The 25,350-nt window shown below is 35.8% G+C and carries 30 protein-coding genes; 4 read left to right on the forward strand and 26 right to left on the reverse strand.

Annotation, left to right across the window (positions count from 1 at the left end):
* Positions 1-4: 4 nt before the first annotated feature.
* The 18 genes from C7437_RS04805 to C7437_RS04885 form a co-directional block, all read right to left on the reverse strand.
* A complete protein-coding gene (locus C7437_RS04805; RefSeq protein WP_111438481.1) occupies positions 5-604 on the reverse strand; it encodes a MotE family protein in 600 nt (199 codons plus the stop codon).
* An 8-nt stretch (positions 605-612) separates the two neighbouring features.
* A complete protein-coding gene (fliJ, locus tag C7437_RS04810) occupies positions 613-1,062 on the reverse strand; it encodes a flagellar export protein FliJ (RefSeq protein WP_111438482.1) in 450 nt (149 codons plus the stop codon).
* 2 nt (positions 1,063-1,064) lie between these two features.
* The gene (fliI, locus tag C7437_RS04815; protein WP_111438483.1) at positions 1,065-2,387 is read right to left on the reverse strand and encodes a flagellar protein export ATPase FliI; all 1,323 of its coding nucleotides are present in this window, start codon (positions 2,385-2,387) and stop codon (positions 1,065-1,067) included.
* A gap of 5 nt (positions 2,388-2,392) precedes the next feature.
* Positions 2,393-3,163 (reverse strand): flagellar assembly protein FliH, encoded by a 771-nt coding sequence (fliH, locus tag C7437_RS04820; RefSeq protein WP_245909210.1) that lies wholly within the window; start codon positions 3,161-3,163, stop codon positions 2,393-2,395.
* Complete coding sequence (fliG, locus tag C7437_RS04825; protein WP_111438485.1) at positions 3,156-4,169, reverse strand: flagellar motor switch protein FliG; 1,014 nt, start codon at positions 4,167-4,169, stop codon at positions 3,156-3,158. The genes fliH and fliG overlap by 8 nt, the downstream gene beginning before the upstream one ends.
* A gap of 14 nt (positions 4,170-4,183) precedes the next feature.
* Positions 4,184-5,764 carry a flagellar basal-body MS-ring/collar protein FliF gene (fliF, locus tag C7437_RS04830; protein ID WP_111438486.1) on the reverse strand — a complete coding sequence of 527 codons (1,581 nt, stop codon included), beginning with the start codon at positions 5,762-5,764 and terminating at the stop codon, positions 4,184-4,186.
* A gap of 59 nt (positions 5,765-5,823) precedes the next feature.
* The gene (fliE, locus tag C7437_RS04835) at positions 5,824-6,129 is read right to left on the reverse strand and encodes a flagellar hook-basal body complex protein FliE (protein WP_111438487.1); all 306 of its coding nucleotides are present in this window, start codon (positions 6,127-6,129) and stop codon (positions 5,824-5,826) included.
* Positions 6,130-6,152: 23 nt separating this feature from the next.
* The gene (gene flgC, locus C7437_RS04840) at positions 6,153-6,614 is read right to left on the reverse strand and encodes a flagellar basal body rod protein FlgC (RefSeq protein ID WP_111438488.1); all 462 of its coding nucleotides are present in this window, start codon (positions 6,612-6,614) and stop codon (positions 6,153-6,155) included.
* A gap of 2 nt (positions 6,615-6,616) precedes the next feature.
* A complete protein-coding gene (flgB, locus tag C7437_RS04845) occupies positions 6,617-7,009 on the reverse strand; it encodes a flagellar basal body rod protein FlgB (RefSeq protein WP_111438489.1) in 393 nt (130 codons plus the stop codon).
* A 269-nt stretch (positions 7,010-7,278) separates the two neighbouring features.
* Positions 7,279-8,058, reverse strand: coding sequence for a GTP-sensing pleiotropic transcriptional regulator CodY (gene codY / locus C7437_RS04850; protein ID WP_111438490.1), 780 nt, complete (start codon positions 8,056-8,058; stop codon positions 7,279-7,281).
* A gap of 81 nt (positions 8,059-8,139) precedes the next feature.
* Positions 8,140-9,531 carry an ATP-dependent protease ATPase subunit HslU gene (hslU, locus tag C7437_RS04855; RefSeq protein WP_111438491.1) on the reverse strand — a complete coding sequence of 464 codons (1,392 nt, stop codon included), beginning with the start codon at positions 9,529-9,531 and terminating at the stop codon, positions 8,140-8,142.
* Positions 9,528-10,076 (reverse strand): ATP-dependent protease subunit HslV, encoded by a 549-nt coding sequence (hslV, locus tag C7437_RS04860; protein ID WP_111438492.1) that lies wholly within the window; start codon positions 10,074-10,076, stop codon positions 9,528-9,530. The genes hslU and hslV overlap by 4 nt, the downstream gene beginning before the upstream one ends.
* A gap of 49 nt (positions 10,077-10,125) precedes the next feature.
* Entirely contained in the window at positions 10,126-11,019 is an 894-nt protein-coding gene (gene xerC / locus C7437_RS04865) for a tyrosine recombinase XerC (protein WP_111438493.1), read from the reverse strand.
* Between the two features lie 72 nt (positions 11,020-11,091).
* Positions 11,092-12,402 carry an FADH(2)-oxidizing methylenetetrahydrofolate--tRNA-(uracil(54)-C(5))-methyltransferase TrmFO gene (gene trmFO, locus C7437_RS04870; protein WP_111438494.1) on the reverse strand — a complete coding sequence of 437 codons (1,311 nt, stop codon included), beginning with the start codon at positions 12,400-12,402 and terminating at the stop codon, positions 11,092-11,094.
* Positions 12,403-12,420: 18 nt separating this feature from the next.
* The gene (gene topA, locus C7437_RS04875) at positions 12,421-14,496 is read right to left on the reverse strand and encodes a type I DNA topoisomerase (protein ID WP_111438495.1); all 2,076 of its coding nucleotides are present in this window, start codon (positions 14,494-14,496) and stop codon (positions 12,421-12,423) included.
* A 331-nt stretch (positions 14,497-14,827) separates the two neighbouring features.
* Positions 14,828-15,001 carry a hypothetical protein gene (locus C7437_RS16870; RefSeq protein WP_170122309.1) on the reverse strand — a complete coding sequence of 58 codons (174 nt, stop codon included), beginning with the start codon at positions 14,999-15,001 and terminating at the stop codon, positions 14,828-14,830.
* Between the two features lie 171 nt (positions 15,002-15,172).
* Entirely contained in the window at positions 15,173-15,430 is a 258-nt protein-coding gene (locus tag C7437_RS04880; protein WP_111438496.1) for a hypothetical protein, read from the reverse strand.
* Positions 15,431-16,291 carry a ParM/StbA family protein gene (locus tag C7437_RS04885; protein ID WP_111438497.1) on the reverse strand — a complete coding sequence of 287 codons (861 nt, stop codon included), beginning with the start codon at positions 16,289-16,291 and terminating at the stop codon, positions 15,431-15,433.
* Between the two features lie 228 nt (positions 16,292-16,519).
* Between C7437_RS04885 and C7437_RS04890 the strand changes: the two genes are divergently transcribed.
* Both C7437_RS04890 and C7437_RS16875 read left to right on the forward strand, forming a co-directional pair.
* On the forward strand, positions 16,520-16,984 hold the full coding sequence (locus C7437_RS04890) for a hypothetical protein (protein ID WP_146249614.1): 465 nt from the start codon (positions 16,520-16,522) through the stop codon (positions 16,982-16,984).
* Between the two features lie 12 nt (positions 16,985-16,996).
* Complete coding sequence (locus C7437_RS16875; protein WP_170122310.1) at positions 16,997-17,167, forward strand: hypothetical protein; 171 nt, start codon at positions 16,997-16,999, stop codon at positions 17,165-17,167.
* A gap of 43 nt (positions 17,168-17,210) precedes the next feature.
* Here the strand turns inward: C7437_RS16875 and C7437_RS04895 are convergent, their stop codons facing one another.
* The 6 genes from C7437_RS04895 to C7437_RS04920 all read right to left on the reverse strand — a co-directional run bounded on the left by C7437_RS04895 (position 17,211) and on the right by C7437_RS04920 (position 21,891).
* Positions 17,211-18,008 (reverse strand): N-acetylmuramoyl-L-alanine amidase, encoded by a 798-nt coding sequence (locus C7437_RS04895; protein ID WP_111438499.1) that lies wholly within the window; start codon positions 18,006-18,008, stop codon positions 17,211-17,213.
* A gap of 1 nt (position 18,009) precedes the next feature.
* Complete coding sequence (locus C7437_RS04900; protein ID WP_111438500.1) at positions 18,010-18,261, reverse strand: phage holin; 252 nt, start codon at positions 18,259-18,261, stop codon at positions 18,010-18,012.
* Between the two features lie 2 nt (positions 18,262-18,263).
* Positions 18,264-18,686 carry a hypothetical protein gene (locus C7437_RS04905; protein WP_111438501.1) on the reverse strand — a complete coding sequence of 141 codons (423 nt, stop codon included), beginning with the start codon at positions 18,684-18,686 and terminating at the stop codon, positions 18,264-18,266.
* A gap of 38 nt (positions 18,687-18,724) precedes the next feature.
* Positions 18,725-18,928 (reverse strand): hypothetical protein, encoded by a 204-nt coding sequence (locus tag C7437_RS04910; RefSeq protein WP_111438502.1) that lies wholly within the window; start codon positions 18,926-18,928, stop codon positions 18,725-18,727.
* Positions 18,929-18,930: 2 nt separating this feature from the next.
* Positions 18,931-20,835, reverse strand: a complete 1,905-nt coding sequence (locus C7437_RS04915) for a phage tail protein (RefSeq protein ID WP_111438503.1) — start codon at positions 20,833-20,835, stop codon at positions 18,931-18,933.
* A 66-nt stretch (positions 20,836-20,901) separates the two neighbouring features.
* Entirely contained in the window at positions 20,902-21,891 is a 990-nt protein-coding gene (locus C7437_RS04920) for a tyrosine-type recombinase/integrase (RefSeq protein ID WP_111438504.1), read from the reverse strand.
* Positions 21,892-22,007: 116 nt separating this feature from the next.
* On the opposite strand from C7437_RS04920, the gene C7437_RS16880 reads away from it, so the two are divergent.
* Positions 22,008-22,160, forward strand: a complete 153-nt coding sequence (locus C7437_RS16880; protein WP_170122311.1) for a ribbon-helix-helix domain-containing protein — start codon at positions 22,008-22,010, stop codon at positions 22,158-22,160.
* On the forward strand, positions 22,157-22,393 hold the full coding sequence (locus tag C7437_RS04925; protein ID WP_111438505.1) for a hypothetical protein: 237 nt from the start codon (positions 22,157-22,159) through the stop codon (positions 22,391-22,393). Before C7437_RS16880 ends, C7437_RS04925 begins: the two co-directional genes overlap by 4 nt.
* 76 nt (positions 22,394-22,469) lie before the next feature.
* On the opposite strand, the gene C7437_RS16885 is transcribed toward C7437_RS04925, so the two are convergent.
* Together C7437_RS16885 and C7437_RS04930 are read right to left on the reverse strand one after the other, a co-directional pair.
* Positions 22,470-22,646 (reverse strand): hypothetical protein, encoded by a 177-nt coding sequence (locus tag C7437_RS16885; protein WP_170122312.1) that lies wholly within the window; start codon positions 22,644-22,646, stop codon positions 22,470-22,472.
* A gap of 96 nt (positions 22,647-22,742) precedes the next feature.
* Positions 22,743-25,343: an SGNH/GDSL hydrolase family protein gene (locus C7437_RS04930; RefSeq protein WP_111438506.1), complete on the reverse strand. Its 2,601-nt coding sequence runs from the start codon at positions 25,341-25,343 to the stop codon at positions 22,743-22,745.
* Positions 25,344-25,350 lie beyond the last annotated feature (7 nt).

The raw sequence follows: 25,350 nt of genomic DNA on the forward strand, positions 1-25,350 counted from the left end.
AACATCACTGTTTTGACATTAATTCTGTGTATTTTGCAGCCTCTTCTGGTAGCATTTTTTCGAAAATCTTCGCAACAGTTTCTGGCTTCAAACTTGTAAGAATTCGTAAAGCTTCTGCATCACTCATTTTTACAATTACAGGAGCTGAAGTTTTTGCAGACATTTTTTCAAATGTCGATACAATTTCAGCATACTCTCGTTTATTACTTATTTGTTCTCTCTGAAGAGTGTCTATTTCATCAAGTAATCGTTCTTGTTCGATTAACAAGGCTTCACTCGTATTAGCAGATTCATCTATTTCTGTTTGCAATTGATCTATTTCAGCTTCTTTTTCTTGAATTGCTGCTTGTAAATTAACTACTTTTTCTTCTAGTTTAGTATTTTTATCTTCCTCTTTTAAGGTCTCTTCTTGATTGAACTGGGTTAATTCTTTCGCTTTTTCAAACACATTAATATCAGCAATCTGAGTAACGATTAAAAGCAGTGCTAAAGCAAATAAGAAAGGAATGATAAATAAGTAAAGAAATACTTTAATTTTACCACTTTTTTTTGACTCTCCGTTAACTTCATCAAATTCCATAGTCGATTTGTTTCGTTTAGCCATACTTTTGCTCACCTAATCTCTTTGTTTTGAAACTTCAATGCCGAAATTTCATCTAACTGGATTGTTTCGATTCTATTCTGTTCTTCTTTAAAGAACTCATAGTCTCTTTCCTTCATTTTTTCAAATTTCCGAACTTCTAAAGTTCTTTCTAAAAGTTTTTCTTCAAACCAATTCATTTTAGCCCTAGCTTGATTAACTTCTTTTTGCAATAGTTCATTTCTTTTTTCTAAAGTTTCAAGATATTTAGAATAATGATTCATGTGATCAATAGATAATCCTTTTTGAAGTAGTTCGTTTTGTGCATTGATCGTATCTTCTTTTTTCTTTAACAGATTGTATAAATCAGTAGCGATCTTTTCAAAGACATGAATAGATTCTTTAAATGCAATTTCAGTTTCTGCTTTTTCTTGTTCTCGTATCGTTAACACTTTAGCAAATTTATATTGATATGCTACCATTTTTATACACCACCATTTGATAATGACACTAGTTCGTTAACCGTATCATCTATTGACACTTTGTCTAAATAACCTTGTTTAAGGAATGCAGTAATTAGAGGCTCATATTTTATCGCTTCGTCAATTTCTTTTGAAGTTCCTCTTTTATAAGCACCAATATTGATCAAGTCCTCTGATTTGTTATATGTAAAGTATAAATCTCGCAAATGTTGTGCTGCTTTTTTATGGTCTTCTTCTGATATATGATTCATTAATCGGCTAATACTTTTTAATACATTAATCGCTGGAAACTGGCCTTTATTCGCTAGAGATCTATCCAATACAATATGGCCATCCAAAATCCCACGCACGGCATCTGCAATTGGCTCATTCATATCGTCACCATCTACTAATACCGTATAGAATGCTGTAATGGTCCCATGCTCATTTGTTCCGGTGCGTTCTAGTAATTTCGGCAATATAGCAAATACGGAAGGAGTATATCCCCTCGTAGCAGGTGGTTCACCTACTGCTAAACCAATTTCCCGTTGTGCCATGGCAACACGTGTAACAGAGTCCATCATTAGCATGACGTTTAACCCCTTGTCTCGGAAATACTCTGCAATTGCCGTAGCAGTAAAAGCACCTTTTATGCGCATCAATGCGGGTTGATCGGAAGTTGCAGCAACGACAATCGATTTTGCTAACCCTTCTTTACCTAAATCTCTCTCAATGAATTCACGTACTTCACGACCACGTTCACCAATTAGTGCAATTACATTCAAATCGGCATTTGTATTTCTTGCAATCATTCCTAGTAATGTACTTTTTCCAACACCAGATCCTGCAAAAATCCCGACTCTTTGTCCTTTACCGACAGTTAACATTCCATCAATTGCTTTTACACCAACTTCAATTCTCTCATGTATAGGTGGTCTTGTTAGAGGATTTGGAGGATCTTGTTCCGTTCCAACCGTTTTTAGACCTTTTGACAATACAGTTCCGTCAATTGGATTACCCATTGAATCTAATACTTTACCGATTAATTCTGGACCCACTTTTACTTCAAGTGGACTATTTGTTCCTTCTACTAAACAACCTGTGGAAATTTCTCTTATATTCGTGTATGGCATTAAGACGACAATTTCTTCTTTAAATCCAACTACTTCAGCTAGTATGACTGAATGTCCATTTTTAAAAGAGTTTATATGAATTTTACATACATCTCCAATAGAACTTTCAGGACCTTGTGATTCAATCATTAATCCAACGACACGACTCACTCGACCATATTTTTTAAATGTAGATAGACTCGGGATTTGTTGTATTAAATCGATTGCTTTCATCACATTCACTCCATACTATCTAATATTCCATTTAACTTAATTCGTAATTCTTGTAATTGTTCATCAATTCCTACAACAATTCTTCCATGATTCGTTTCAATATAACAGTCTGTTGCCTGTATATCTTCATCCACAAAAATCATAAAAGGTACATCAACCGGGAAAATAGAAGCTAGTTCTTCACGGCTACTTGAAACCAAAGTGAAATAAGTGGGAGAAATATAAAGTTTGATTTTTTTCATCTCTCTAGCTTCTTTTAAGCCTCTTTTTACAATAGATAAGAAGAGTTGGTCATCATTTTCCAATTTAATACCAATAATTCTTTCCGCTGTACGAATACCAAGTTCTAATATTACGTGTTCTTGATGCTGCAAATACGAATCCGCAGTTTCATATGCAGTTTCTATTACTTTATTTGCTCTAGAAAGAAGCTCTTGCATGTCTGAAACGGCTTTATTTCGCCCTTCTTCAAGCCCTTGTGAAAAACCCTCGTCATAAGCAAGTTGTTGGAATGAGTTTTTTTGTTCTTCCCACTCTCTTAATTGACTTTCAATATACACTTTTGTCTCGCTTATGTCGGAAGATAACTGTGTTTTTTTTGTTGTAATTTCTATTTCCACTTCACTGAGCATCTTATTTCTTTCTCTCGATATTTCCTCATGTGAATAAGAGTAATCTACTTCAATTTCTTCAGAGACATATAAATCTCTTATTTGAATAGGCTTTAACTTTTCATTAGATTCGATCATATGCGCGTTTCGGATGATTTTAGACAATAATGTCATCTCCTCCACCGCGAGCTATAATTATCTCACCAGCATCTTCCAATCTTCTAATAACAGTAACAATTCGTGACTGTGCTTCTTCTACATCACGTAGACGTACTGGACCCATAATTTCCATTTCTTCTTTGAACGTTTCTGCCATACGAGTAGACATGTTTCTGAAAATAATATCTTTTACTTCTTCACTAGATACTTTCATTGATAGAAGTAAGTCTTCGTTCTCACAATCACGAATAACTCGTTGTATGGAACGATTATCCAGTGTAACAATATCTTCGAAGACAAACATTCTCTTCTTGATTTCTTCAGCAAGTTCAGGGTCTTGAATTTCTAAAGCATCAAGAATCGTTTTCTCAGTTGTACGATCTACGCCATTCAATACTTCTACTACAGCATCGATTCCACCAGTTTCAGTATAATCTTGGGTCACAGTACTCGATAATTTCCTTTCCAAAACTGATTCTATTTCACTTATTACCTCTGGTGAAGTAGAGTCCATCGTTGCAATTCGTCTAGCGATATCAGCTTGAACTTCTTGCGGTAGCGATGAAAGAATAATCCCTGCTTGCTGTGGTTCTAAATAAGACAATATTAATGCAATCGTTTGTGGATGCTCTCCTTGGATGAAATTGAATAACTGAGTGGGCTCAGCTCTTCTCGCAAAATCAAATGGTCTTACTTGGAGAGAAGATGTCAATCGATTAATAATTGCTTGTGCATGTTCTGCGCCAAGTGCTTTTTCAAGAACTGTCTTCGCGTATCCAATTCCACCCTGGGAAATATAGTCTTGAGCTAATGCAATCGTGTGAAATTCTTCAATAATATCTTCTTTAATTTCTGGCTCTACTTTTTTTACACCAGAAATTTCTAATGTCAAACGCTCAATTTCTTCTTCATTTAAGTGTTTATATATAGAAGCAGATACTTCTGGTCCCAGAGAAATCAACAAGAGCGCTGCTTTTTGTTTACCACTAAGTTCTTTTTCTTTCTTTACCATAGCAGTCCCTCCGATTATTCGTCTGCTATCCAAGTACGCAACAATTTTGCAAAATCTTCAGGCTTATCTTTTGCCATTTTCTCTAATTGTTTTCGTCTTAAAGTAGCTTCTGTTTCTTTTTCATCATTAATATCATCTATTGTTATATCCTCAAGTTGCTCTTCCATAATAATCACTTCTTCAACATTCTTTCTAGAACGGAAAATGTAAATAACTAGAAGAATAATTGCGACTAACAATATTCCTCCTATAACATAGATCCACCATGGAATTGTAGGTGTTGTTTCAGCTACAGTTTGCGTTTTTCCATTAAAGGCTTGGACAGATACAACAATTTTTTCTTCTAATTGTTCATCTGTTAATACTCCAACCTCACCTTTATCAATTGAAGTTCGAATTATCGTTGAAAGTATTTGCTCAATATCATCTTGGACACCTTCCGGCATAGACGTTACATCTTCTGGACTTGGAGGCTCAACCACAACTTGAATACCAATATCTCTAATTTTATATGGACTTTCAACGATTTCTTTTCGGATTTTATTTACTTCGCTATTGATCGTATCTTCAAGACGTTCATAATCTCCATTAGATGAAGAGCCTGCTACATAACTTGTACCATTATCTGTTGGATCCTCTTCTGCAGGTGTTCCACCAACTACTGGATTTTCACCAGTAAATGTTTCAGAAATTCGTTGTGCACTTATTTCAATACCAGACATATTTTCTTCATCAACAGGCAGGACGAGATTCTCCTCGCGATTTTCTTGTTTAAAATCAATATCAGTAGTGACAGAAACTACTACCTTATCCTGCCCCATCAATGTACTCAGCATTGTTTGGACCTGTCTCTGCAAGTCTCGCTCAATATTCTTTTTGACCGTCATTTGATCTTCTACGTTTGCTCCACCTGTACTTGCTTGTTTTAGATCAAAATATTCGAAGTATTGATTGGTAATGACAATATCTTCCGTCGATAGATTAGGAATTGATTTTGATACTAAATTATATAATGAGAGGATTTGTGTTTCAGTAAATTGATAACCGGGATCTGTATTTAATACGATGGAAGCACTTGCCGCTTCATTACTCTGAGATAAAAAGACACCTTCTTCAGGCAAAGTAATCATTACCTTAGCATCATCTACACCTTCTACACTTTTGATTAGATTCCCAAGTTCGGTTTGCATAGAGGCTAATTTCAACACATTAAACTCATTGTCAGTCATACCAAACCCTGCATTTTGAGAGAAAAAGCTGTAGTCAATCATTCCAGATTCAGGGAAACCTTCTGCGGCTAATTGTACTAATAAAGAATCGACTTGTTCAGCAGGTACTAAAATAGATGTACCCCCGGGTGCTATTTCATTTGGAACACCTTGAGTATCAAGTGTTTCTTTAATACGACCAATTTCTGAGGGAGTAACATCAGAGTAAAGAGGAACAAAATCTATTTTCGTTACAAAGTAAGTTATAAGTGCCGCAATTAGAATTACCGCTATTGTACTTCCTACCATAGTTCCCTTTTGCATCTTCGTCCGACTTTTCCAAAAAACGGAAATGTCATTTATGGGTTTTTTTATTCGTTCATTCATTTGTATCCTCCGGCTATGGTGAATATTTTTTCTCGATATTTATAGAATTAACCGAGGACTTATACTTGCATACGCATTATTTCTTGATATGCTTCTACTACTTTATTTCGGATCTCTAATGTTGCATTTAGCGTGATACTAGCTTTTTGAGATGCGATCATAACATTGTGAAGCTCTACATCTTCACCATTAATAAGTTTTTCTGTTAGTACATCAGATGTTTTCTGATTTTCATTTACAGATTCAATTGCATTCTTTAAAAAGTCCCCAAAATTCTGTTGCGCTTCAGAAACAGTTGTTTTATCAGAAATTTGGACTGCATTTATTTGATTAGGTTGAAATAACGAAATTGCTTCAATCGCCATTACTTTACACCCTTCTTTCTACTTTATTTCCCTATTTCTAACGCTTTTGAAAGCATAGATTTATTTGCATTAAATACCGTTACATTTGCTTCATATGAACGTGTAGCTGAAATAAGATCTACCATTTCTCTTAATGGATCTACATTAGGCATTTCAACATATCCTTCATCATTTGCGTCAATATGAGTCGGATCGAATACAAGCTTATATGGAGTTTCTGTATCTTCATTTATGCTAGATACTTTTACACCACTACCAACCGACTCTTTAGAAGATGTGCCACGAGCTATGTTTAAGAAACTCGAAAAATTATTGCCTTGAGGTTTAAGAGTAACTGATTTTCTTCTATATGCTTGCCATTCTCCATCTACCATTTTCGCACGAGTAGTATCTACATTTGCCATATTAGAAGATATCACATCCATACGGAGACGTTGCGCTGTTAAAGCAGATGCTGTTGTGTTCATTCCATGAAAAATCGACATAATTAGCTACCCCCTCTTATCACAGTTTGTAAAGTATTTAATTTCCCACTTACTCTATCTACTAATGCATTATAGTGTATTTGGTTAATCGCAAGGTTAGCCTGTTCTTTATCCATATCGACACCATTCCCATTGTTACGGTAGCTTAAATTGTTATAACTAGAAATGCCTACATGACTAATTTTCGCATCAAAATTGATATGTTTTTCTGTAGTTCTATAGGCTGATATAGTACTTTTTTTAGCATCAGATAAATATGTATCAAAACTAACTGTTTTAGTTTTATAATTCGGCGTGTCGATATTTGCAATATTTTGCGCAATCGCTTTTTGTTTCGTAGCCGAAAAATCTAAACCACGCTCTAAATTTGATATAGTACCTCCAAAAATGCTCAATTTATTCACCTCATTATTTCTGGTTATCTAGTAAAAACAAAAATTGAATACATATGATAACTTCATTGTAATGACTTTATATAATAGTGTCTATTAAATATCCCGAATTATTAATAAGTCAAATTAACTATCTTTCCTTTATTATAGACATTTTTCGACATATTTTCTTCATACTTCTCCTTTAGTAGTAAATTTCCCATGCTAATTCTCAAATAAATACAAAAATAGCCCTCCACCTAATTAGATGGAAGACTAAATTTCTATTTACTTTATTTCATTTTAAGCTGAGCTAATTCGTCAAGGAATTTATCATTTAGAACTTTAATATAAGTTCCTTTCATCCCTAGGGATCTTGACTCAATTACTCCAGCACTCTCAAGTTTACGTAATGCATTTACAATTACAGAACGAGTAATTCCTACTCTGTCAGCAATTTTAGAAGCAACTAGTAAACCTTCAACTCCATCTAATTCCTCAAAGATATGTTCGATAGCTTCTAATTCACTATAAGATAATGAGTTAATCGCCATTTGTACAACAGCTTTACTACGAGCGTCTTCCTCGATTTCTTCTGATTTTTCACGAAGAATTTCCATACCAACAACTGTAGCTCCATATTCAGCTAGGATTAAATCATCTTCCCCAAACTCATCTTTAATGCGTGATAAGATTAAAGTACCTAAACGTTCACCAGCACCAACAATAGGAACAATTGTAGTTAATCCATCAATGAATAAATCATGATTTTCTACTGGGAAACAAGTGTGTTCACTATCTATATCTAAGTTAGCTGAAGTTTCTCGTACATTAAATAGATTTTTTGTATATTCTTCTGGGAATTGTCGATCTTCTAACATTTTAAGCATACGAGTATTGTCAATTTTTTGACTTATTTCAAACCCGAGTAACTTTCCTTTTCTACTAACAATAAATACATTACTATCTATTACTTGAGTTAAAGTGTCTGCCATTTCTTTAAAATTAACGGCGTGCCCTGCAGACGCTTGTAACATCGAGTTAATCTTTCTTGTTTTAGTTAATAAATTCATTTGTTGCATCCTCCAATTTTTCCGAACTTACTTTGTATCATATAGCTTTTCAATTCTATTGTGAAGTCAAAAGATTCAAAATTATAAAATAAATCGTGATAAATCTTTGTTTTTCACAATATTGTCAAGTTTCCCGTCAATATATGCAGGTGTAATGTTAATATGCGCTGGCGATATATCCGATGCTTCGTAAGATAGATCTTCTAATATTTTCTCTAATATCGTATGAAGTCTTCTAGCTCCAATATTATCTGTCTCTTGATTAACTTCAGAAGCTATTTCCGCAATTCTATTAATTGAGTCTTCCGCAAACGTAAGAGTAATGCCTTCCGTTTGCAACAAAGCTTCGTATTGTTTGATCAATGATTGATGCGGCTCTCTTAATATACGCACAAAATCTTCTTTTGTCAGCTTATCTAGCTCGACACGAATCGGAAATCTCCCTTGTAACTCAGGAATTAGGTCAGAAGGTTTCGACATATGAAATGCTCCGGCTGCTACAAAAAGAATATAATCTGTTTTAACTGGTCCATATTTAGTGTTTATAGTTGAACCTTCTACAATTGGTAATATATCCCGTTGAACTCCTTCTCGAGAAATATCTGCAGAAGAACCGCTTCCACTTCGACTTGCAATCTTATCCATTTCATCAATAAAGATAATTCCTGTCTGCTCCGTTTTTTCAATAGCAATTTGAGAAATTTCATCATTATCAATTAACTTACTTGCTTCTTCTTGTGTTAATATTTTACGGGCATCTTTTACTTCCATTTTACGTTTCTTCTTTTTCTTAGGCATTAGATTAGATATGGCATCTTGCATCATTCCCATACCTTCCATTCCACCACCTTGCATCGTATCAAAGATAGAAGGCGATGATTCAGTAACTTCTACTGTAACTATTTCATTTTCAAGCTTTCCATCTCTTAAGTCTTCTGCAATCTGAGACCTTTTTATACGTACTTCTGTATCTTCTGTTTCTGTAACATCCTCTTCGGTTTTCCCACCAAAAAGCGCTTCAAAAGGATTTTGACCTGATTGCTTTTTCTTTAAAGAAGGAACGAGTAATTTCACAATTGCATCGTTAGCTAATCGAACAGCCTGGTCTTTTACTTCATCCATCTTTTCTTCTTTGACTATACGAATTCCTGCTTCGACTAAATCTCTGACCATAGATTCAACATCTCTACCGACATAACCTACTTCTGTAAATTTAGTCGCTTCGACTTTTACAAATGGTGCATTCGTTAGTTTCGCCATTCTTCTAGCTATTTCTGTTTTACCTACACCAGTTGGACCAATCATTAAAATATTTTTAGGAATAACTTCATTTTTCATATCATCGTCTAAAAGTTGTCTTCTATACCGATTCCGTAGAGCTACGGCCACCGCTTTTTTAGCTGCATCCTGTCCAACGATATAACGATTTAAATGTTCTGTTATTTGTTTTGGTGTTAAATTTATCTCTTTCATTCTCCCAAAACCTCCACAATAATTTGATGGTTTGTAAAAACACAAATGTCTGCTGCTGTATTAAGCGCTGCTTCCGCTATTTCCTTTGCAGTCAAACGATCCCCAGCATATTGCTTTAATGCACGTCCAGCTGCTAGAGCATAATTTCCACCGGAACCAATAGCAAGAATGCCATCATCCGGTTCAATTACTTCTCCTGTACCTGAAACAAGTAATAAATTATCTTTATCCATTATTAATAGCATTGCCTCTAGTTGGCGCAACATCTTATCCCCGCGCCATTGCTTTGCTAACTCTACTGCAGCACGCTGTAGATTACCATCAAACTCTAATAATTTACCTTCGAACATTTCAAATAAAGTAAATGCATCTGCAACCGATCCTGCAAAACCAGCAATAACTTGACCGTTAAATAATCTTCTTACTTTTTTGGCTGTATGCTTCATTACCACTTGGTTTCCTAACGTTACTTGGCCATCGCCTGACATTGCGCAGCTACCATTATGACTTACCGCAAAAATTGTCGTTGCGTGAATTCCCGTCATTTCAATTCCTCCTCTTTATCAAACTCACCTTAGAAAATTTGCACCAAAGTTATGCCCTAGGATGAGCATTCATATACGTTTTACGTAAATGTTCCTTTGAAACATGTGTATAGATTTGAGTTGAAGATAGTTGTGAATGCCCTAATAGCTCTTGAACACTCCTTAAATCTGCTCCACTGTTTAATAAATGAGTAGCAAAAGTATGTCTCATCATATGAGGATAAATCTTTGTATGAATAGACGCTTTTTTCATCATTTCATTCAACACATACCTCACTCCTCTTGCAGTCAAAGGTTCTCCCCTACTATTAACAAAAAGAGTTGAATGTGATGTTTTTTTCATTAGAGTAGACCTACTATTTTCAAGATAGTCTTCTACTGCTTTAATTGCGTAGTCACCAACAGGAATATATCTTTCTTTTCGGCCTTTTCCCATTACACGAACTATTCCAAAATTCAAATCTAAATGAAGTAATTCGATAGAAGTGAGTTCACTGACGCGAATCCCTGTCGCATATAGCAACTCCAACAAAGCGATATTTCTTATCGATAAAGGATCGCTTCCTTTGTTTCCTTCAAACAACTTATCCATCTCTTCTTCATAAAAAAAATGGGGAAGCTTAACTTCCTTTTTGGGGTGGTATAAAGAATGAAAAGCATCTTCACTAATATTAAATTCTCTATGCAAAAATTTGTAAAAAGAGCGAATAGCTGATATTTTTCGAGAAATAGAAGTTCTGGCTAGTTTTGTGTCATATAGATTCGTTACAAATAATCTGGCATGAACGTATTCGACATCATTTAAATGTTCTACACCTTCTAAATTTAAAAAACCCAAAAACTGTTCAATATCTTTTTCATATTCTTTGACAGTTAAACTAGAGTAGTTTCTTTCAAGCTGTATATACGATATAAAAGAATGCAACTCTTTTAATCCAATCATTTAAAACAACTCCAAATTCTAACCATAGTAAAAGCCTCTAAAAGTATATCAATTTTTAGAGGCTTAAAGCAATTAAAGTGCTGTATTTTCCATAAAGTTTTGAATAGTTGTTAATGCACGATTTGCTAATTGTTCAGTTCTTTCTTTTTTGTCTCTTACTTTTTTTTCAAGATTAGGGAATAACCCGAAATTCACATTCATCGGTTGGAAATTTTTTGGATCTGCCTCTGTAATGTATCTCGCCATACTGCCAAGTGCTGTTTCTGGCGGCAATACAATTAGCTCCTCGTCTAATGCTAATTTAGCAGCATTAATACCTGCTAACAATCCACTTCCTGCTGATTCTACATACCCTTCTACACCAGTCATTTGACCAGCAAAGAATATTTGTTTATCCGCTTTTAACTGATAAGTAGGTTGAAGAACAGTCGGTGAATTAATAAACGTATTTCGATGCATTACACCATATCGAACGATTTCTACATTTTCTAAACCAGGTATTAGCTGCAATACTTCTTTTTGTGGTCCCCATTTTAAATGTGTCTGAAAACCAACAATGTTATAAAGTGTCCCTGCTGCATCATCCTGTCTTAGTTGGACAACTGCATATGGACGCTCTCCTGTTTTAGGATCTTCTAGTCCAACTGGCTTCATTGGTCCAAATAATAATGTCTTGCGACCACGTGTAGCCATTACTTCTACCGGCATACACCCTTCAAAGTATACTTCTTTTTCAAATTCCTTCAGAGGAACAACTTCGGCTTCAACCAACGCATCATAGAATAGATTAAATTCTTCTTCTGTCATTGGGCAATTTAAGTAAGCTGCTTCTCCTTTATCATAACGAGATTTTAGATATACTTTATTCATATCGATACTATCTTTTTCCACAATTGGAGCAGCAGCATCGTAAAAATATAAATAATCTTGTCCAGTTATTTCTTTAATTTTTTCTGCTAGTGCAGGTGAAGTTAAAGGACCCGTCGCAATTACCGTAATACCTTCAGGAATTTCCGTTACTTCTCCATTAACTATTTCAATCATTGGATGATTCCGAATTGCATCAGTCACTCTACCTGAAAAATCATGTCTATCTACAGCTAATGCACCACCTGCCGGAACACTGCTATTATCAGCTGATTGAATAATTAAGGAATCTAGCATGCGCATTTCTTCTTTAATAACACCTACAGCATTTGTTAAATTATTAGCCCTAAGTGAGTTAGAACAAACTAACTCCGCAAATTTATCCGTATGATGGGCTGGTGTTTGTTTTACAGGACGCATTTCAAAAAGGCGTACTTTCACTCCTCTTTTGGCAATTTGCCAAGCCGCTTCACTTCCTGCTAGCCCTGCACCAATTACGTTTACTATTTTAGTCATGTCGTAGCCTTCTTTCATTTAACTCTGTGGATTTTCTTTATAATCACACGCAACACATTGTATTTGGATGCCTTTTTTCAACTTTTTCTCAACTAACATTTCATTACATTTTGGACATGTTCTATTTATTGGCTTGTCCCAAGAAACAAACTCACATGTCGGGTATTGGTCACACCCATAAAATAATCGTTTTGTTTTACTTTTACGTTCAACAATTTGACCTTCGCCACATGTTGTACAAGGAACACCGATCTCTTTTATAATTGCTTTTGTATTACGACAATCCGGGAAGTTACTACATGCCATAAATTTTCCGTATCTTCCTAGTTTATATACCATTGGAGAACCACATTTTTCACAATCTTCTCCTGTAGGTTCATCCTTAATGATGATTTTTTCCATTTCAGCATCTGCATAGGTCACACGCTTTTCAAAGTCTTGATAGAAACCATCGATTACTTTAACCCATTCAACTTGCCCATCTTCTATACTATCCAAATCTCTTTCCATTTGAGCTGTAAATTCAACATCTAATATTTGCGGAAAGAATTCTAGCACTAATTGATGAACAATTGTACCTAACTCAGTTGGAACAAAGCGTTTTGTTTCAAGAGCTACATAGCCTCTTTTTTGAATAGTATCTAATGTAGGAGCGTAAGTAGACGGGCGACCAATTCCAACTTCTTCGAGTGTTTTTACCAATCTTGCTTCCGAATATCTCGGAGGTGGTTGAGTAAAATGCTGTTTCGGTTCAATTAATAATGAATCTACTATGTCACCAACTTCTAACACTGGCAGTAATTTATCTTTATCTTCTGTTTGATCATCTGAACTTTCTACATATACTTTCATAAATCCAGGGAATTTCACTTGCGAACCGTTTGCGCGGAAAATAGCAATCCCATTTTTCAAATCTACGGCAACTGTATCCAAAGTTGCTGGTGACATTTGGCTAGCTACAAAACGTTCCCAGATCAATTTATATAAACGTAATTGATCTCTAGAAAGAATTACCTTTAACTCATCAGGAGTTCTTAAAAGGCTTGTAGGTCTGACCGCTTCATGGGCATCCTGTGATTTTTTCGATTGTTTCTCTGCAACTTTAGTTGAAATATATTCTGCACCAAATTCATTTTTTATGTATTCATGTGCTTCAGTTTTGGCTGTTTCAGAAATTCTCGTAGAATCAGTTCTCATGTAAGTGATGAGACCTACAGTGCCTTCTTTTTTGCCAAGGTCGATTCCTTCATATAACTGCTGCGCGAGCATCATTGTTTTTCTTGCTCTGAAATTAAGTTTTCGAGCTGCTTCTTGTTGAAGAGATGATGTTGTAAATGATGAAGCTGGATTTCTTTTTCTTTCTTTTTTCACAACATTTGTAACTTCAAACTCTTTGCCTTTAATCCCATTTAATACATTTTTCACTTCATCTTCGTTCGTAAGTTTTACTTTATCCTTATCTGTACCAAAATAAAAGGCATCGAATGCTTTTTTACTTTTTTCAAATTGACCTTCAATCGTCCAATATTCTTCTGGAATGAAGCCATTAATTTCATTTTCACGATCGATAATAAGACGTAAAGCTACAGATTGTACTCGGCCAGCTGATAGTCCTTTTTTTACTTTTTTCCATAAAATAGGACTGATATTATAACCTACTAGACGGTCTAGTATTCTTCGAGCTTGTTGGGCATCAACCAAATCCATATTGATAGCTCGTGGATGTTTAAATGATTCTAATATCGCGTCTTTCGTTATTTCATTAAAGACTACTCGACAATCAGAATCAATATCAACTTTTAGTGCAGTCGCTAAATGCCATGCAATTGCTTCCCCTTCTCTGTCTGGGTCAGCTGCGAGATAAACTTTTTTTGCTTTTTTTGCTGCATTTTTTAAATCTTGCAATACGGGACCTTTGCCTCGTATAGTAATATATTTTGGCTCATAGTTATTCTCGACATCTACACCCATTTGACTTCTAGGTAAGTCTCGAACATGCCCTACTGACGCTTTTACTTTATATTTCTTTCCAAGATAACGTTCTATTGTTTTTGCCTTTGCAGGCGATTCTACAATTACTAAATAATCCGACATAGATGTGCCTCCTTATAGAAGGTAACTCGTTTTAATCTTCAAAACAAATACCTGTTGCAAAATGTATAACAGTTTTCAACATAAAGCAAGTTAAATGCTGTTTATTAATTTTAATTGTTGTTTATTAATGTAACATAGTATTTGAAGTTATTAATATTAATTTTTGTATTCGTTAAACTTTTTAATTATTGTTTATTGTTATTTAGTTGGTCACTTATTTGGTCACTCGATAACGAAAAAACAAACTGTATCACTGGTTTTGTCGAAACGTGTACTATTCTGTTTTATTATAGAAGAAAGCCCTTCCACAAATAAGTGGTTGGGCTTTCTTCTATATAAAAAGGTAAGAGGCTCTTTCTAACCCTTCTACAACTCCCAAACGAAATCCATATTCGGCAATCAGCGTTTTATTTGATTCATCTTTTTCAAGCTGCTTACCTATCTTCTTCAAATCTTTTCTCGCTAATTCTAAGAGTCCATCTAACATTTCATTTCTTCTTTCCATTAACACACTCCTTTTTATTTTTAAAATGTACCTGTAATAAACCTAAAAAATATATATGGGATTGCGATCATCAACACTAAGTCATTTAGAAGCTGCTCTCTTTTTTCCGCGGTTTCCTTTTCTTCATCCAATTGATCTTCATCTTTTTTGGACAGAACTATCCCCTTTCGATTATAGGTATCCTTGCATTAATTCAAGCGTGTACGCATCTTTCTTTTTACTTACTATCGGTTCATCTTCTATAGAAGGTAATCCTCTTTTGTTGCCTGCAGCTTCTCTTTTGATATCCTCGTCTATTAATCGTTTCACGTATTTACTAAAGTTTCGTTTTTTGCCCGTTAACCTATTTGGTCTTTCTGCATGATTCAATAGCTCTACATCTAATTCGTCCTCATCATTAAAACTAACTGATTTATTTGTACGCCCCATTTATCCAAATGCTCCCTCCGCTAGTGCATAAAATCCGACTGCATTTGCGAAAACGGGATGTAATTTTGTCACCCCATTCCCACGAACCAGTTCTGGCACTAATATTTCTGCATTATGGTAATGTTCGATAAGGTGAGGGGCAATTCCTTCTGCTATTCCTCCACAGATTAATACTTTGTCATTTTTGTTCCATTTCAATTTAGTCGTGTTTCGAATTATTCCTCTTGCGATGGTTCCTAGATCATCCTTATTGTTAACTGTTTCTACACCAAAATTAAACGTAGTAGAAGCCGTATTTATAAGCTTCCTATCAACAATGGAAACCACATTAACAGTTCCGCTTCCTATGTCAATAATCTTAATAATGCCATCTTGTGGACAACTCCAAATAGCGCCACTTCCCTCTGGAGCTACACCTACTTTTTCTATATTAATGACTCTTGTTTTTCCATTCACTTTTATTTCATGAATGCCTATTAACATAGAAGAAATAGCATCCTTTTCCGCTTGTTTGTGACGTTTAATAGGTTGCCCTGTAACTAGTGCTATGTCTGTGAAATGTGGACAGTAGCGTTCTAAATAACGATTAATTGCAAGTAGTACCCTAATCTTTGTATCCTCGTGTGCTTTGCTATCTCCATACATAGTTCCGTCCCCAAATTGATCTTCGTGTTCTGCTATAGATCCAGCAAAACCTTTTCTTCCATTAATCTCGAATTCCATATCATCCCTTCCAAATACTTCTTCCACATCACGCTCGAACCAGTCACAAATGTTCGTTTTAAATGAGTCAATACCGAATGGCCCCACTACCTTTGCTTTGTGGTTTCCTGCATCTACACCAAGTATCAATCTGTTCATTACCTTGCCCCTTTCGTTTTTTACTACACTTGTAATACAAATATAGGTTGCGAGACAGGAAGTTATGACAATTGTAATAAATTAATTTAACAGGTTATGAAGCTACCTCCCTCTTCATATAATGCTAATATCCCTAGGAATCCTACTAAACTTAGGAATCATTACTAGGGATAACACTAAAAAAATGGGGGTTACCAGTTGAAGAGAATGGGGGAGAAAGACAGGAAGGTGAGAAGTGATAAAAAAGTGGACGTGAAACCAACGATGTCATTGGAATTAAAGGATTTACTTTACCACTTTGCACATCTTAGCGAAGAACCAGTAAAAGATGCAGCACAAAGACTGATTGAAAAAGCAGTTACCCATGAATTAATCATTGCTTCTATTAGAAAATGGTTTCGGAGGGATTATCATCGACCTAATACAATCACGGCTGGGTATAGCGACCGACCAAAACTAAAAATAACGATGAAAGGAGAAACGGGAAAAGTTACTATTAAGTTTCCGCAAGAAAGCTATGATACTCTCTGTAACCTTGCTCATGCTTTAGATATAACCCCAACATCTACCGCTGCTGTATTGATCAAAATGACACTCTACAATAAGGATTTTATGGATGAGTATATCCGTTTTTATCTACGCCACCTCGAACCTCGTAAAATAGAAGCGATCAACAAGCTATTAAAACTTTGAAAGGATGAGAGATTGATAAATATTATTGGATTCGGGCTGTGCGGAATCGTATTGACTGCATGGGCCATCGAAAAGTTTAATATAACGGAATGGGAGGTTTGGAAGGAAAAAGAAGTGTTAGAAGTTGTAGAACCGTCAATCACTAACCGGGTTCGACCGAATGAATTTGAAATATTTGTATAATCAAAACAAGCGACCAACTCATTATGAGAAGGTCGCTATCTTTTTATTTAGTTTCGTCAATCAAGTAAGTAAGCCAACCATACTTCGCTGTGATTTTCGCTCGAGCATTTTCTGCAGCTTCTTTTGTCGTAAATGTACCTGTGTAAATGCGATAATCAGAATTGAATGAAGTAGTATCAGCAGCTTCATGTATTACGAAACCAAAATCTGTTTTTATTTTATTGACTGCATCCGCGAGCGCACTTGCGTTTTTGAAAGTGCCTGTTTTGATGCGGTATGTTCCTTTTGTTTGAGTAGCTGTTTTAGTTGCAACAGGTTTGGATACTTGAGTTACTAACTTCTTGTTTAATTCAACTAGTCGATTAGCGATAGACTTTTTGAAAGAATCGCCCCTGCCCTCATCTAATATACGATGTGGACAATTCTTTCCACTCCATTCTTTGTGGAATCTTACTCTATCAATACCCCATCCATACTTTTTCAAAAGTTGCGCCGTATACTCGATTGCATTCGCTTCGGCTTTTCTGTATTTATCTCCAGCACTTTTCGAGTAGCATATTTCGATGCCTATAGATGTGCGATTGCCGCTGGTCAAAGAACTACCGTCACCTGCATGCCAACAGTTACGACTAAACGGCACAGCGACGATCGCATGCTTATCATCAATTGCGACATGAAAAGATACTGCATTACCATTACGTTGCATGTATTCAACTTCCGCAACTGCTGAAGCATCGTTCCATGTGTTGTGAATAGTAATTGACGTAGGTGTCATTTCATACTTGGCTTTTATCGGATACTTACTTTTTTCAATGTAATCGTTGATAACAGCGTATGTCATATTATTTCAGCCCCTCTTCTATCAATTTTTTCTCTTGTTCTTTTGCTTCTTTAGTTACCAAATAAGTATTTTTGTAAACTCCGTAAAGAACCCAAATAAACGGTACCGCTGCAAGCAACGCATTTACAAAAGCGTCAATTGAATCATTTGTAAACCATGTAAATGTCACTCCTAAAGTCTGCAAAAACAAAAGGACCGCTGAAAGCAATCCTCCGAATAAAGCGATATGTTGTTTTAATTTATCTGTTGTCATTTTCAATTACCCCCAAATCTCTGAATGATATACAACGCGATCCCGAACAAAAATGTAATAAAACTACCTGCAAGGGTTCTTTGCAAGAATTCTATTTTCCCTGTGAATTTACTGAAATTTTCATCCCTTACTTTAAACTCTTCTTTCATCCCCACTTTTTGTTCCACGAACTTTTCCTTTATTAGTGTTTCTTGTGCGATAAATTCTTTTTCTGTTGCCGTTTCTTGTCGTAGTATTTCTTTGGCAATATCGAGTTTTAAGTCGTTAATCCGAACGTGCGCTGACTTAACACTTGAATCTGTCTGTATAACCAATTCGGAAACTTTCGATACTGCATTCATCGCGGTATTCAAACTTTCAAATTTTTCTTCTAATTTCCCTAGCGACACCAATATTTTCTTTGATTCCTCATTTGACGGCTCCACTTTTTCACTCCTTTATTTTAGACAAAATAAAAGAACGCCTATTGAGCGTTCTCTTTTAATACTAATGTTGGCTTCATGCCTACCATCACAACTTTATATAGACCTATATCTTCTACCGTTTGCACATCCGTTAAAAAGAAAAATTCGTAAGGGTCCGCTGCAATAATATTTTCTCCGTGATAACTTGTAATGATATTTCCTTCATTGTCCACATTTACAAACAATTGTATTTGTTTTTCCATTATCATCCCTCCAACCATTTACGGTTTACTCGTGCATACGCAGCGTGAGCTACCTCATTTGTTTTTAACCTTAAGTAAAAAGTACCTACCGCCCCTGTTGGCACCCCTAAGTCGACTGTAATTGTCGCGTATAACTCCTCGGTTGACGAGGTTGTCGTAATTGTCGCCAATACTTCTATATTGCCTAGCGCAACAGTTCCTCTTTCAATAGTAACTGTTGCGCTACCTCCTGGTGCTTGGGTTTTATAAGCCAACCTCAGCTTTAAATAACGGGCTTTATGTTCGTAAGAAAAGAAATCGCAATCGGAAGAAGTTGTACTGTTTGTTTTAAAATACCAATTTTCCACCGATACAGAAGGACTCGTAAATGTCGGGGAGGACCCTTGTATATTGACATCATATACGCTCATCCCGTTATTAATTATGGCGTATCCGTCTGGGCGCTCGATTGTGATAGCGCCTTTAGCTACATATACGCCATATTCACCCGTAGCGACTTCGCCTAAAACAACTTTTTCTGTATTACTGGCATCCCTGACCGTGAATTTATTATCTTTAATTGTAATGACTCCACTATCTGATTCGATGTAGAGCTGTTCACCAATCAGCAATTTACCGAAGATTCTTTCTGCAATAACCCCTAATGCAGTAATTGCAGCTTCGAAGGTTTGCCCACCACTTACCGATACACCTACACCAGCTGCATTAAATAGCACTAGATTATTTGGGTTCGTCTTATCCCTTGCTATGATGCCATTCTCAAATTCTAGTTCTGTTTGAGCGCTTTGCAATGCTTGCGTAGCTAATCGGATGGCTTCATCCACAACAGAATACTTAATCACACCATCACTATTCACGATATCGGATAATTGTTTTTGAATCGCATCAAACATATTTTCTGCAAATTTCTTTTGATAATTTGCTAGAGTAACATTTGTGTATACAGGCACAAGCTCACCTTTTACCCATTCAAACTGTTCATTTATTTCCACAATTCTTGTTTCAATTTCCAAGTTGTCCATGCCTTCATGGATAACAAACACTCTATCCCCTTCATTTGGAACCGTGTAAGGATAACCTGCAGCGCGTAAATCTTGAAAATCGATCGTTAGGGAAAACTCTGGTTCATCCATCAATTTTTCTTGCATCGCTTCCGATAGCGTTTCTTTACTTGTATATCTTTCATCCGTTAAAGATGGACTGTCAATTACACCCCACACTGCTGATTTAGGGGAAATATACTCCGCTGTTATATATACTTTCTCGTTTTCTGGTGTTTCTTCTGGGCTTGTACTTGCCCCTCTACCTAGAATACGAGTAGCGAGATTAGTAGAATCACAATGGATATCAATTGCGTTGATGTTATGGCCAAACCCAAACATAAAGTCTGTATCATTTCCTATTTTCTTTTTAAGATAAACCGTATTTCCAATCAGCTCAAACTCACGATTATAGCGTTCTAAGCCTTTTTGAAATAAAGCCAATCGATTGTCGTTCCCTAAGTTTTCATAGGCTTCTGCATAGGCAAAATCCATGATAACGAAATTATAAGGAGTCCCAGTAAAAACAAATGCCATATAGTTCTCAAATGTCATTGAACCGTTATGGATTAAAGGTTGTTGACTGTTAATCAGGTCCACATAAAACTTAGCAATCCCATCCGCACTTTTGGAATATAAGTGCCCAATGCTCTTTTGGTCTGTGTTTTTAATGACATACTCCTCTTCATTAAAAAAGATAGAGCATTCGTTTGTTAAGTACTTCATGCTGTGGATATTTCGTTTAGACGGAAAAGCAAGGAGTGAAACAGTCTTCTCTCCATTTACTTTTCGCGTTCTTAGTAAGCTTTGAAAATCAGAGAGCACTTCTTGTTCTCCAGCAAGACTTTGTACAATTATTTCGGACATTGTTTCACCTCATTTTATATAAAAAGAGCACCCAATGGATGCTCCCGGTAGCACTTATTCAATTTATTAAGCGTAACGTTTATGAGCTTGTTGCTTCCGTTCTTCCGATACTTGCGCATAAATTTGGGTAGTTCCAATGTTCTCATGACCTAATATGTTTTGCACTTCTTCAAGTTTAGCTCCGTTATCTAGCATATTTTGGGCGAGAGTATGGCGCATTGTATGACAAGTGAGTTTCTTGTTCTTTAAACCGACTCTTTGCTCGATATGGTCCACTTCAACCTGAATAGCTTTATTCCCCATTCGTCTGTATGGTCTACGTTGAGTGATAAATACCGCTTCACAATCATCATTTCGCTCTTTTAAATAGCTTTCTAGGTGATACAAAGCCATGAAAGTTAAGTAAACTTTCCGTTCTTTGTTACCTTTACCAATTACTGTCGTACTCATTTCTTGTTTATCGATAGAATCTATATTCATACTTGCCAACTCACTTAATCTACAACCAGTTGAATAGAACACCTCTATCAATGCCCGTTCTCTTTTCGTGTTACATGTTTCGCGAACTAATTCTAATTCTTGGATTGTTAAACCTTTTGGTAAACGTTTCTTTTTCTTTGGTAATCTGATTTTAGCGGTTGGATCACGTAGCAATATTTCTTCTTTGACCATCCATCCAAAAAAGCTTTTTAAAACAGTTAATTTTTTACCCATTGTGGATGTTTGAATATTTTCAAGTGAAGCAAGGTAATTACGAACATCTGGTGTTTGGATCAAAACCACTGCTTTAGGTTCATATTTAAAAAACAATCTAAGTTCTAATTGGTAATCCTTCAAAGTCTTAGGACTTAAACCCTCTAAACGTTTAGAGGAAAGGAATAATTTTAATTTGTCCTCCATATCATTCGCTAAATCTTGCGACTCACGATGCTCTATATGATACCTATACAAAACTTCTTCTATTCTTAATGCTAGTTTGTCCTTTTCAATCCCTGGGCTAATCAACTCGACGACAGTTTGCAAATCATTTTGTAAACGGCTTGCATCATTTGACATATTAACCCCTCCTTTTGTATATACTTTATATATAATATATACATTATAGCTAAATGTTGCATATGTCAAATATAAATGATATAAAGTATATACAATATATAAAAGGAGATGGATAAATGAATAATGAAATAAAAAAGATCCTAGTTGGATTTCCTGAAGAACTATTAGAACAAATTGAAAATTTTAGGTTTGAAAATAGGATTAACAATCGTACACAAGCAATATTAGATTTAATAAAAAAAGGACTCGAGAAAGAAGGTAAGGAATGACCACTATAAAAGAAGTTGAGCTTTATCTCTTATCCAAAGAAAATAATTTAACCGCCCGTAGGTGGTTAAAAAATACAGCTGCATTAAAACGAATTCTCGACGGTCATTTATCCTGGAATGAAGATCATACTAAACTTAATGAGCTTCAAATGGTTTTTCCTTTGGAAGTAAATATTGATTATTATTTAGATATGCCGTCAATAATAGACAACGATTTAGAGCCCTCGAAATAATCCGAGAGCTCTTTTTTATTGCTATTTTTAATAAATGGTTACGACACCGTATGTTCCTACTGCGTCACAGACAAGATTAATAGATTAATTTTTTAATAATACGAACTCTAGATCTTTGTGAAATAATCCCTTCGTTCGCAAGATCAGTAATTACTTGGATTTTGTTTGCAAGATCTAATGTCTGCTCTTCTTCTTCTTCCGTTAGAGGAATTCTAAACGCAATTATTTTATTATCGTCGGTATCTTTCTTCATTGTGGTCACTTCCTAACGCGTATTATTTCAAATAATAGCATTAATTGTTAAATCACACAAATTCTACTCTCATAGCAGAGCTGTCTCAATTGGGCATTAAAATCTACTAATCAATTGACTAGCAACTTTTTCTCCAATCCGTTTTCTCCCTGCCGAATTCGGGTGAATTCCGTCTGAGCCACTAAAATAGGAAGTTCTATTAAATTTATTAAATCCTAAATCATAATAGTTATCTAAATAAGGGGTTTTATATTCGAGACATACTTCTTTAGCTGCTTGCACCAAATCAGGCAGTACGTTATCTCCGAATTTCCTCGTATCGCTATCTTGATCGAAAACACCGTCTACCAACCAAAAACAATAAATTGGCGATAACACCATTATTTTTATATGAGGATATGTGGTTAGTATTTTTTCAAGTGAATAACGCAATGCTCCTTTATATGTGTGGATGTCGTATGGGTTTTCTGTGTTATCCAGTAACTTGATAGCTGTATAATCATTTTGACCGTAAGCGATTGTTATAATTTCTGTTTTATTAAAATCAATCCCTTTTAAAGTTTCTAGCCTCGTAGGGAAGTAAGTCGGTAATCTGTTGCCTAATGGTACAGATTCACCACTCCCACTAATGATAGCTTGGTTTTGCAAAGAAAAGTCCTTACTTGTGATGGCATCGGCTAGACGATACATACAAAAAGCATCCCAGTGAGTGTGGTGAGAACTCATTCTACAACCGCCAAACCCTACATTTTTGGCTATACTGCCTGTGTTTTCAGAAATAAATGTTGATATATCTACAGGGGGCGAGTAGTTTCCAAAGATACTGTCTCCAAAACTAACCACTGTTTTACCGTCTATTTGAGATTTAGGAATGACTATGCTTATATCCCCGTTTTCATCTGGTGCTTGCCCATTAACAGCTATCATTGTGGAGCTAGACGGAATATTTACGGTAGTAATAGAGTTAAGAAGTCCATCCGGGTTGGTTATTGTTGTATTTGGTATAATATTTACAACCTGCGCAAAACTAGAATTTACAGGGGGAATCGTGTACGTTTCGTTTAAATAATCCACATACGGGAGTGCCGTTGCTGATTCAGCTAACATAATATCGAAGTATTTCGTTTCGACATTTGTTCCGCTAGATGTTTCATTGTCTAGATAAAAGCGCAGGTTAATACTCCCTGACGCTGTTGTTGTAAATGTGATAGTAGGATTGTTTGTATTTCTATGCGTTCCTAACGACGCGGTCGTATCTACACCGTCATAGATAATAACGCCCGAAGCTAATGCATTTATTTTACTATTGGATGCTTTAGCGCTTAAAGTATATTTCGTATTCGGCTTTAAGATAACCAAGTAATTACTGTATACTTTCCACCATTCACTCCCCAATGCCCCCGATAACTGGATTCCGTTTCCGTATTTAGTCTGCGTAACATTCGTTAAAATTGGAGTAATACCTTTTAAATTAAATTCATTTCGAGTCTTTGAAACCACTGTAGTTTCAATGGCTGTTTGACCATTTATCAAGAGTATAGCAGTCTTATTTTTCGCATCTTTCGATATGGTAGTAGGGAGATTTGGTGATAATACTGTAAACCCTGCACTTAAAGCGATTTTTAAGTTGTCGACAATTGATGAAGATACGGGCAATTCCGAAATATTACCGATACCTTCCACTACCAAACTTTTCATTTTATAGTGATAAGGTTCAAAGGCTGTCGCTGTATCCCCTCGTTCAATTTGAAAAGTATTGAGTGAACTATTTATGGAGTTCGCTCTTATATAATGCACATTGGCTGGAACGGTTAATGTTCTGAACGCGGTAGTTATCGGTCCATTATTAAGGACTGTAACTGGCGCTTGATTTATGTCATATAAACCCACGCGTTGACTTGTACTTATAGTAATCACATCATTCGGAGAAACGTTAATAAACATGGAAGTAAAGTCTGTTGTGCTATCTAGTAACTTCCCATCTAATCCAATATATTTATTTGGCATGACATTGGATTTGTCAAATAGGTTTTTCCCTGTAGATAAAAATGTTGTCTTCTCATGATTAATCGCTTTCGGCTTTACGTTTTCCATACCTACTGCATACTCTCCAACAACTGCAACTGCACCACCAGTAAACAGCGATTTTGTTTCAGTGTCCATTTCAGATACATTTATGGGAAGCGCATCGGTGTTTTTTCGAACCTCAGCTTGATTCGCCTTATCTGCCAACTGCGCCTTAAGATCAACTACATTTACCTGACTTAATTCGTCGATTTTAGCTTGTGCATTAGACATAACTACTTGTATTAATGTTTGCTCCGTTATCGATGGTACATACCCATCTCCGGTTGAATCTTGCGCTACCTTATAAGTAAATGCAATGGTACTCACACGTTCATCAGCGCTATATAATTGCGCTACAGCTTTAACTTGACCTGGTACCGCGGTCTCAGATGTGCCGAATTTATAATGTATCTTCCCATCCGCTTGAATTGTGCCATCAGTAACTATTACTGCGCCATCTAATCTTGTATGGACTAAAGAGCAAGTAATCACGCCCGTTAAATCAACAGGCTCTCCAGCATCTAAAATACTAACAACAAACAGTATGTCATCACTAGAGGTGACGGTAGGTTCATTGCCGAGTATGGGTTTTTTTATATCCGCTTTTATTTGGAAGGTGTTCAAAGGCATACCCGTT

This window comes from Psychrobacillus insolitus (assembly GCF_003254155.1).
In the GTDB taxonomy this organism is placed as follows: Bacteria; Bacillota; Bacilli; order Bacillales_A; family Planococcaceae; genus Psychrobacillus; species Psychrobacillus insolitus.

Bases quoted from the DNA above. Each gene is read 5' to 3' on its own strand.
- C7437_RS04920 (WP_111438504.1), bottom strand. From the start codon at position 21,891: ATGTCAAATGATGCAAGCCGTTTACAAAATGATTTGCAAACTGTCGTC.
- fliI (WP_111438483.1), bottom strand. From the start codon at position 2,387: ATGAAAGCAATCGATTTAATACAACAAATCCCGAGTCTATCTACATTT.
- C7437_RS04925 (WP_111438505.1), top strand. From the start codon at position 22,157: ATGACCACTATAAAAGAAGTTGAGCTTTATCTCTTATCCAAAGAAAAT.
- fliJ (WP_111438482.1), bottom strand. From the start codon at position 1,062: ATGGTAGCATATCAATATAAATTTGCTAAAGTGTTAACGATACGAGAA.
- xerC (WP_111438493.1), bottom strand. From the start codon at position 11,019: ATGATTGGATTAAAAGAGTTGCATTCTTTTATATCGTATATACAGCTT.
- C7437_RS04885 (WP_111438497.1), bottom strand. From the start codon at position 16,291: ATGAACAGATTGATACTTGGTGTAGATGCAGGAAACCACAAAGCAAAG.
- fliG (WP_111438485.1), bottom strand. From the start codon at position 4,169: ATGGTAAAGAAAGAAAAAGAACTTAGTGGTAAACAAAAAGCAGCGCTC.
- codY (WP_111438490.1), bottom strand. From the start codon at position 8,058: ATGAATTTATTAACTAAAACAAGAAAGATTAACTCGATGTTACAAGCG.
- hslV (WP_111438492.1), bottom strand. From the start codon at position 10,076: ATGACGGGAATTCACGCAACGACAATTTTTGCGGTAAGTCATAATGGT.
- C7437_RS16885 (WP_170122312.1), bottom strand. From the start codon at position 22,646: ATGAAGAAAGATACCGACGATAATAAAATAATTGCGTTTAGAATTCCT.
- hslU (WP_111438491.1), bottom strand. From the start codon at position 9,531: ATGAAAGAGATAAATTTAACACCAAAACAAATAACAGAACATTTAAAT.
- C7437_RS04805 (WP_111438481.1), bottom strand. From the start codon at position 604: ATGGCTAAACGAAACAAATCGACTATGGAATTTGATGAAGTTAACGGA.
- C7437_RS04900 (WP_111438500.1), bottom strand. From the start codon at position 18,261: ATGACAACAGATAAATTAAAACAACATATCGCTTTATTCGGAGGATTG.
- trmFO (WP_111438494.1), bottom strand. From the start codon at position 12,402: ATGACTAAAATAGTAAACGTAATTGGTGCAGGGCTAGCAGGAAGTGAA.
- fliE (WP_111438487.1), bottom strand. From the start codon at position 6,129: ATGGCGATTGAAGCAATTTCGTTATTTCAACCTAATCAAATAAATGCA.
- topA (WP_111438495.1), bottom strand. From the start codon at position 14,496: ATGTCGGATTATTTAGTAATTGTAGAATCGCCTGCAAAGGCAAAAACA.
- C7437_RS04930 (WP_111438506.1), bottom strand. From the start codon at position 25,343: ATGCCTTTGAACACCTTCCAAATAAAAGCGGATATAAAAAAACCCATA.
- C7437_RS04910 (WP_111438502.1), bottom strand. From the start codon at position 18,928: ATGGAAAAACAAATACAATTGTTTGTAAATGTGGACAATGAAGGAAAT.
- C7437_RS04895 (WP_111438499.1), bottom strand. From the start codon at position 18,008: ATGACATACGCTGTTATCAACGATTACATTGAAAAAAGTAAGTATCCG.
- flgC (WP_111438488.1), bottom strand. From the start codon at position 6,614: ATGTCGATTTTTCATGGAATGAACACAACAGCATCTGCTTTAACAGCG.
- C7437_RS16870 (WP_170122309.1), bottom strand. From the start codon at position 15,001: ATGGAAAGAAGAAATGAAATGTTAGATGGACTCTTAGAATTAGCGAGA.
- C7437_RS04880 (WP_111438496.1), bottom strand. From the start codon at position 15,430: ATGGGGCGTACAAATAAATCAGTTAGTTTTAATGATGAGGACGAATTA.
- fliF (WP_111438486.1), bottom strand. From the start codon at position 5,764: ATGAATGAACGAATAAAAAAACCCATAAATGACATTTCCGTTTTTTGG.
- C7437_RS16880 (WP_170122311.1), top strand. From the start codon at position 22,008: ATGAATAATGAAATAAAAAAGATCCTAGTTGGATTTCCTGAAGAACTA.
- C7437_RS04915 (WP_111438503.1), bottom strand. From the start codon at position 20,835: ATGTCCGAAATAATTGTACAAAGTCTTGCTGGAGAACAAGAAGTGCTC.